The following is a 7,847-nucleotide window of genomic DNA, read 5'->3' as shown; positions in this document are numbered from 1 at the left end:
TTGTAGGGCTGCTTTAGGGTGATGTCGTAGCCGTGCATGTCCATGACCTGCTTGGCTACGGAGAGACCAAGGCCGCTTCCGGTATTTTGAGAGCGGGAGTCGTCACCTTTTACGAAGGGCTCGAAAAGCTCTTTTTCACTTTTGGTGATTGAGATGCCGCTGTCAGCTATTGCAAGGTATTCTACACCTGAAAGCTTTGTGATGGAAAATGATACTTTTATGCCGGACGGATTATGCCTGATTATATTGATGATGAGATTTTCTATTACCCTTTTTAGGTGAAGGTCATCTGCAAGTATATAAAATGGCTCTTCAGGAATATTTATATCAACTTCCATATTTGCATCTTCAAGATCTGTATAGCACCTTGATATTATCTCTGTCAGGAAGGAATGGAAATCTATTCTTTTTCTGTTAAGAGTAAAACCCGCACTCCCTAATCTTACATATTCAAAAAGTAAAGTTATGAGCTCGGTCATTCTCTTTGACTTTGATTCTATTGCCATCAGATACTCTTTTTTCTGAGCCTCATCTTTGACCATCCCATCATTTAGAGCAGTAGCATAACCGCCTATTGTCATAATAGGAGTTCTAAGGTCATGGGCAAAATCAGACAGCATGAGATTACGCTCTGCTTCATAGCTCTTTCTTTCGTCGTCGCGCTCTTTTTGAATGATCTCGACCTGCTTTGTAACTATACTTGCATATATGATGATTCCTGCAGCAATAGGGATGAATATTAGTAAAAGAGATATGCCTATTAAAATCATGATCGTAGAAGTTGCAAATGTTCCATATATAAGAGCGTTATTACCGGTTATAAATCCCAATAATAGAAAAGGTATACTTTTGACAGATAAGGATGAAAGATCTGGCTGCTGCAACATAAAACCGATTAATGGAAAAAATATATAGTTTATTATTCCTGTTATTATTAGTTCTAAAGCGACTATGATAACAAGAACCAGAATGAGACGTTTTATAAGAAAGCCTTTAAGTTTATCCATACCGAACCTCATTAAAAGTGCTTTTTTTTTTTATATGTTTAAACTCAGCACTCTGTATATTTTTTTAATTGCTCATGATGATCAAATTGCAAGGAATTGTTTTTGGGAGAAGTTTATTTTTCCATTCTGTAACCAAGACCTCTGACAGTTTTGATATATGCAGATGGGTCTTCGTCAAGCTTTGATCTTAGCTTGCTTATAGCTACCATGATATTGTTGTCTGCAACGACGTATGTATCTCCCCAGGCATATTCATATATCTTTTCTTTGGTGAAAACTTTGCCCGGATTCTCCATAAAAAGTTCCATCATCTTAAGTTCTGTAGACGTAAGTTCTATCTTAGTATCACCGCGGTAGAGGATACATGCATCCTTATCAAGCTTTAAATCAAGAAGAGATACCTCTTCCTGCTTAGAATTGTTGTCGCCCTTAAGGGCATGATATCTTCTAAGATTGGAACGGACTCTTGCGACTGCTTCAAGGGGATTGAAAGGTTTGATCATGTAATCATCTGCCCCAAGATCAAGCCCTATTATTTTGTCAGGATCAGTGTCTTTGGCTGATATGATGATGACAGGGATATTGCTGGTCTTACGCATCTCTTTTAACACATGAAAACCATCAATTTCCGGCATCATGACATCAAGCAGGCAGAGACTTACGTCTCCGCCTGCAAGTATTTCAAGAGCCTGTTTGCCATCGCCAGCTTCTGCAACGGCGTAACCTTCATTTTCAAGATATAGTTTTAGTAAACTTCTGATTTCAGCTTCATCATCTGCTATAAGGATCTTATCCATCAGTTGCTTCCTTCCTAATTATGATCTGTGGGTATACAGGCTCTTTTGGTTTTTAATAAAAGCCTCAAAGAAAATTTTAATATTACTGCTCGTCAATAGCAAGTTTTCCGTACTCGAGTTTTTCATAAAGAGCTGCATTGGTCATATTTCTGTAAGGAGATACATAGAATACGCCAAGTATACCAATTGTAAATACAGAAAGGATACCCCAACCGATGAATGAAAGATCAAGTACAAATGCATTCCATTTCTGGCCTCTCATAAGCTCTTTACTCTTTGCAAATACTTCATCCTTGGTCATTTCAGGGTGGTCAGCAAGGATATAAGGAATCATACGATACTCATAAGACTTAACTATACCGGGAATGATGAAAAGAAGTGTCCAAAGTACTGTATAAAGATCTCTGAAGAACATTGTCTTTGCAACAGTCATGTAATTGTTATCAAATGCATGAGCGACTTCGCTTACATTTGCTTTCTGGTTAAGGTTTCTTGTAAAGAATCTCATACAGCCAACTTCTATAGGATTGAGTATAAAAGCAGATAATACGATTCCTATTGCAATTACTGTAAGAATAATTGTGAATCCGATCAGTACAAATATTGGAGATAAGTCTTCAGGAATTTCACCTGTCTTTACAAAGTTTGATACGCCGTTAATGGAGTTTACAGTATAATTAAAAGAGCCAAGGTTTTTATCAAGTTCAGCCTGCTGTGTCTCTGTTAATGAATCTCCGTAAAAGCCATCTGTAAATCCTTCTGAGAAATCTTCTACTGTACTGCTATTTTCTGTTGCACTACCGTTTAAAACTTTGCCTCCAACAGCTGAGCTTCCTGCTGAGCCAAGTACGAATGCAAGTATGATACTTACAAGTATTGTTTTCCAGAAGTTAATTGAAAATGATTTCTTTGCTTTGTCTTTAAGTTCTTTTCTTGTCCACATGTTATTATCCTCCGTTTATGAATGTTGTGAATGCTTGTTTGCATTCGTTTTATTTATCTTATGAACTAAGGATATCATCCAAACCTTTCCAATAAACCCAAAGAACCTTAACATAACCTTAACGTTTTATGTAGAAACTTATGAAAATTATTAAGGGGTATATGATATTTCACCAAAAGATGCCGATACTATAATAGAGTGTTTCAAAAATAGAGTGACATCATTATCGCTTTATTAGATAGTATTTGTTCGAAATAATATTACTTAAATGCGAAAGTAAAGGTTGCCTGGACTATGAAGAAGCTAACAAAATGCTTAAAAGAGAACAGATTATTAGTAACAAATATTATTATAATTCTTGTTGGATTCATATTTGCACTTGGTATGGCATTTTTACTTCTTAATTACATTACCAAAAAAGATATGGAGACAACCGCAAATGCTCTGTTTGATGGTGTTTACACCTCAATTAATAATGAACTGGAGTCGTCTGCTCACATAACCAAAATAATGTGTAATGACTATTTTCTTCAAAATATAATAAAAAAAGAGGATGAAATTCCTGAAAACGAATTTGAAGAGGAAATCTCGGAATATTTAGAAAGTATTCGTGAAACAAATAATTGGGAAGGTGCATATATTATCTCATGTAAAACAAATAAGTACTTTACACCTGACGGAATCGGCAAAATAGTTGATCCCAATAAAAATGAATATGATAAATGGTATTCAAATTTCATTAAGACTGGCATGGAGTATGGTGCTGATCTTACTTACGATGAATTCAATGAAAAAGAATATGTCATTTTTATTGACCGTCGTATGGAGGTTGATGGTGAACTTAGAGCAGTACTTGGCTGTGCAATGTATCTTGATAATACTATAGATATAATGAGAAGTTATTCTGAGAAATATAATATTGATATATGTTTTACAGATATATATGGAAATACTACTTTTGATGAGGATGAGGTTAATCTTGGCGAGGCATATTACAGCAGGGATTACACAGCTGATATGATCAGAGAAAATCAAGTATATACAAAGGAAGGTTTTATTGTAAGAAAATATATTCCACTTATTGGAATGTATCTGGTTATAAAGAACAGCCAGCATTATCTGACTGAAAGATTTTTTAACCTGTTGATAGGTTTTGTTTTAATAATGCTGATTCTTATTTTTGTTCTTACAACTTACAACTTTTATAAATTCGGATTTGAAAAAGATGACCTTAAGAAAAAAGTCAGAACAGACTATCTCACTAAAATATCAAATGTAAATGGTTTACAAAGCAGTATAAATTTCTTTTTAGAAGAGGAAGGCAGTAAACTCATCGGTGCTACAATGTTCATTATCGATATTGATCATTTCAAAGAAGTTAACGATACTTTCGGGCATGGTAGAGGAGATGAAGTACTGATGGAGGTTGGCCGGGTATTATCCAAATCATTCAGAGGAGGAGATATAGTCGGCAGACTGGGCGGTGATGAGTTTATGGTATTTTCGCCTACTTTAAATGACTATGATCATATTGCACAGAAAGCCAAAGAACTCAATGAAGCAATAAAGCGGACAATAAAAGAAGATGATAAATCAGTAGATATTTCAGTAAGTATAGGAATAACCATATATCCTAATGATGCCGAAAACTACGATGAGCTTTATGAGAAGGCAGATCGTGCGCTTTATTTTGTAAAAGAGCATGGCAAGAACGGGTATTGTCTTTATTCAGACCTGAGCAGGATAAACATATAAAGGATACTTACCTTTCAATGTAAAAATGAATGTCAATATTAAAGGCGGCTTGCAATAAAGAATGAATGCAAGCCGTTTTTACTTGGCGTATAATATAACTCAAACTTCGCACATATAAATTAATACCAGAGTGTTAAAGGAGACTAAGAGTGAGGCGTTATATAGCAGATCTTCATTTTGATGATGATATAGTTAATAAACTTATGGATAAGCGCGGCTTTGATAATATAGAAGATATGAATGAATATATGATAAGCCAGTGGAACAGCGTAGTACAGAAAAGGGACGAGGTTGTGATCCTTGGCGATTTTATCATGTCCAAGGATGTAAAGCGCGCCAAAGATATAATACTAAGATTAAATGGAAAGAAGTTCATGGTACTTGGAAATCATGATCATGTACTTAGAAAGACAGCCTTTGACAGAACTCTTTTTCAGAAGATGTCAGATTATATGGAACTTCATGATAATAATAGAAGAATCATATGCTCCCATTATCCTATCATGTGCTACAACAGGCAGTATGATATCAGAAATGATAAGGCTCATTCATATATGCTCCATGGTCATATTCATGCAACATCCGATCAGGAATTTGTGGACAGATATGTACTTGATAACAGACAAAGATCCCGCATGGTACGTACCAAAGAAGGTAATGAGATAACACTGCCAATACCATGCGAGATCATAAACTGCTTTTGTATGTATTCAGATTATAAGCCTCTACCACTTGATGAATGGATTAAGATCAATGAAAAGAGGCTCGATACTTATCAGATATCAAGCTCAAGAACGATAGGTGTATGATCCTGACGTTCGCCGGAATCAAGCATTTCTGATCTTGTAACTTTACTTTTAAGTCTGTCACTTACAAGGAAGTAGTCAATTCTCCAGCCTGAGTTGTTGATCTTACTTGTCTTTATACGCTGAGCCCACCAGGAGTATACATTTGGTATATCCCCGTGAACATGTCTGAAGGTATCTGTAAAACCTGCATTTAGAAGGTTAGTAAAGCCTTCTCTTTCTTCATCTGTAAAACCTGCTGACATGTGGTTGCTGTCAGGATTTGCAAGATCTATCTCTTCGTGGGCTACATTATAGTCTCCGCAGGATATAACAGGCTTTTTGGAATCTAAATTTTTCATATAATTAGTATACTGTTTATCCCATTCCTGACGCTCTTTAAGACGTTTAAGGCCATCTCCTGCATTAGGAGTATATACAAGATTAAAGAAGAAATCATCATGTTCAAGAGTTATCATTCTTCCTTCACAGTCCATGGTATCAGGAGCATCTATTTCAGGGAAAGTAGCTTCTAACTTCATCCCCTTCTTATAAAGAGCCATTGTTCCTGCATAGCCTTTTCTTGCAGGCTCATGTGAGCTTACATATACAAAGTCATATTCAGGAAAATATGCTTTAAGAGCTTCCTCCTGCTTTGCATTCATACCTGTAGCAGGAAGCTTGGTTTCCTGAATTGCGATTATATCAGCATTTTCAGCTGCGATTGTATCAAGAACCTTTCGGCTAAGCTCTGAACGAGGGCTGGTACCTGTAAGTGCAGCATTTATTGAATCTATATTCCAAGAGATGAATTTCATTTGAGGAACTCCTTTTTGTTTTTTCTAATTAAATAATAGCATAAGCTGATTGGAGATAATACTAATAGGTCCACTGAAATGATCATTCCGGTTATCTTTACATTATCTGTGACTTATTGGCGTTTTCCTTTTTTTCTATGGAGATGTTTGGCCTCAAATTAGTGCCTTTCCCTCGTCAGATCCTTGACCCATTTATATCTCGTAAAATGATGCAATACCCACGGAATCTTACCAACTTCATCAAGGCAGGTGCAGGCATATACAACGATCACAGGCCAGTGGAATATATAGGTTCCAAGGAAGGCAAGAGGTATAGCTATAAACCACATAGATACTACAAGTGAATACATATCAAAAATAGTATCACCGCCTGCTGCGAATATACCATTTATAAGAACAGTGTTAACGACTCTTCCTATCATATAGATAGCCATTACGATCATCATCTGAAGAAGGTAGTGTCTTGCTGTATCAGTAAGCCTTACTGTCATAAATACGATTGGAGTAAAAAGGAACATTACACCGGTTGATATGAAACCAACAACAAAGGCAATACCTACCATCTTCTGTCCATATTTCTTACCTCTTTCAAGGTTACCTGCACCAAGCTCGTTACCTACCATGATGCCGCAACCACTTGCAAGACCATCACCTGCGCAGCATACAAGGTCTCTTATAACTGCAGTTACTGAATTGGCTGCTGCAGCATCTTTGCCAATATGTCCCATAAATGATGAATAGGAGGTAAAACCTACGCCCCATAGAAGACATGCGCCAAGAAGAGGCCACATACACTTTATAAAATCCATTGTCAGGACTTTATTGAACTTTACAAGGCCTGAAAGTTTTGGATGTACATAACCTTTTTGGTATGACAAAGTAAGTACAGTTATAATTTCAAGGATTCTTGCAGCAAGTGTTGCTGATGCCGCGCCGCGCTCTTCTAAATGAAGACCGTAAATAAAGAAGGCGTTTAAGATTATATTGGTGATAACTGTCATTGCAGATACTATAGCAACAGTCTTTACATGCTCTGTTATCTTCATCATGGCAAGGTAACACTGGGATATTCCTGTAAGAAGATATGAAAATCCTGCGATCTTAAGATATCTTATACCTATAACAATAAGATCTTCATTATCAGTATAAAGGAGCATAAGATATCTTGGGAAAAGAGTACATCCTATAAAGTAAATAATTGATAAAATGCCGCAGATCCTAAGCGCAAGGCAGAAAATATCATCGATGGATTCAAGATCTTTTCTTCCCCAGTACTGAGCGCCAAGAATTACAGTGGCTCCGACGGTAGCAGACAGGATCATGTTCTGTATGAACTGTATCTGCGTAGCAAGAGATACTGCAGACATAGAGTCCTGATCTATGCTTCCAAGCATAAAAGCATCAGCAGCTGCCACGCAGGCGAGCATAAAAGCCTGAAATGCTATAGGAAGAGCTATGCCTGCAAGTTTTCTCAAAAAGTTTCTGTCCTTCATGTGTAAAATAACCCCTTATAAATATTATTAATGTGAATATTTTATCCGCTCCTAAAACAAGGCATTATTAGAGCGTTTAAACAACCTGGTCAAAATAAATAATACATAATATGATGTAGGTGTCAAAAGTACCTTTTGACACCTTATGACGGTCGGATTGTTCCGTTTCTACGAAACTCCCACAATCCTCAAACATTCACAAATCCGCACTACGTGCTACTTTGCTCATGTTTGGCGGGTCATAAATTC

7 protein-coding genes are annotated in these 7,847 nt (G+C 36.5%); 2 read left to right on the top strand and 5 right to left on the bottom strand.

Translation table 11 applies throughout. The annotated features are described in order from the left end of the window. From K6G87_RS03305 to K6G87_RS03295, 3 genes are all read right to left on the bottom strand, one after another. Positions 1–1,007, bottom strand: a 1,007-nt coding sequence (locus K6G87_RS03305) for a sensor histidine kinase (protein WP_296833858.1), incomplete at its 3' end; no start/stop codon positions are given. Between the two features lie 113 nt (positions 1,008–1,120). Further along, complete coding sequence (locus K6G87_RS03300) at positions 1,121–1,804, bottom strand: response regulator transcription factor (protein ID WP_330669689.1); 684 nt, start codon at positions 1,802–1,804, stop codon at positions 1,121–1,123. An 82-nt stretch (positions 1,805–1,886) separates the two neighbouring features. Then, positions 1,887–2,747, bottom strand: coding sequence for a DUF975 family protein (locus tag K6G87_RS03295; protein ID WP_296833856.1), 861 nt, complete (start codon positions 2,745–2,747; stop codon positions 1,887–1,889). 294 nt (positions 2,748–3,041) lie between these two features. Between K6G87_RS03295 and K6G87_RS03290 the strand changes: the two genes are divergently transcribed. Together K6G87_RS03290 and K6G87_RS03285 are read left to right on the top strand one after the other, a co-directional pair. Further along, on the top strand, positions 3,042–4,502 hold the full coding sequence (locus tag K6G87_RS03290) for a GGDEF domain-containing protein (protein WP_296833853.1): 1,461 nt from the start codon (positions 3,042–3,044) through the stop codon (positions 4,500–4,502). A gap of 149 nt (positions 4,503–4,651) precedes the next feature. Then, positions 4,652–5,311: a metallophosphoesterase gene (locus K6G87_RS03285; protein WP_296833851.1), complete on the top strand. Its 660-nt coding sequence runs from the start codon at positions 4,652–4,654 to the stop codon at positions 5,309–5,311. On the opposite strand, the gene K6G87_RS03280 is transcribed toward K6G87_RS03285, so the two are convergent. Continuing rightward, entirely contained in the window at positions 5,278–6,105 is an 828-nt protein-coding gene (locus tag K6G87_RS03280; protein WP_296833848.1) for an exodeoxyribonuclease III, read from the bottom strand. The genes K6G87_RS03285 and K6G87_RS03280 overlap by 34 nt on opposite strands. A gap of 158 nt (positions 6,106–6,263) precedes the next feature. Next, positions 6,264–7,598 carry an MATE family efflux transporter gene (locus tag K6G87_RS03275; RefSeq protein ID WP_296833846.1) on the bottom strand — a complete coding sequence of 445 codons (1,335 nt, stop codon included), beginning with the start codon at positions 7,596–7,598 and terminating at the stop codon, positions 6,264–6,266. Positions 7,599–7,847 lie beyond the last annotated feature (249 nt).

The organism is Butyrivibrio sp. (assembly GCF_024699075.1).
Note: the sequence above shows the minus strand (reverse complement) of the source record. Positions and strands in the feature narration are given on the sequence as shown.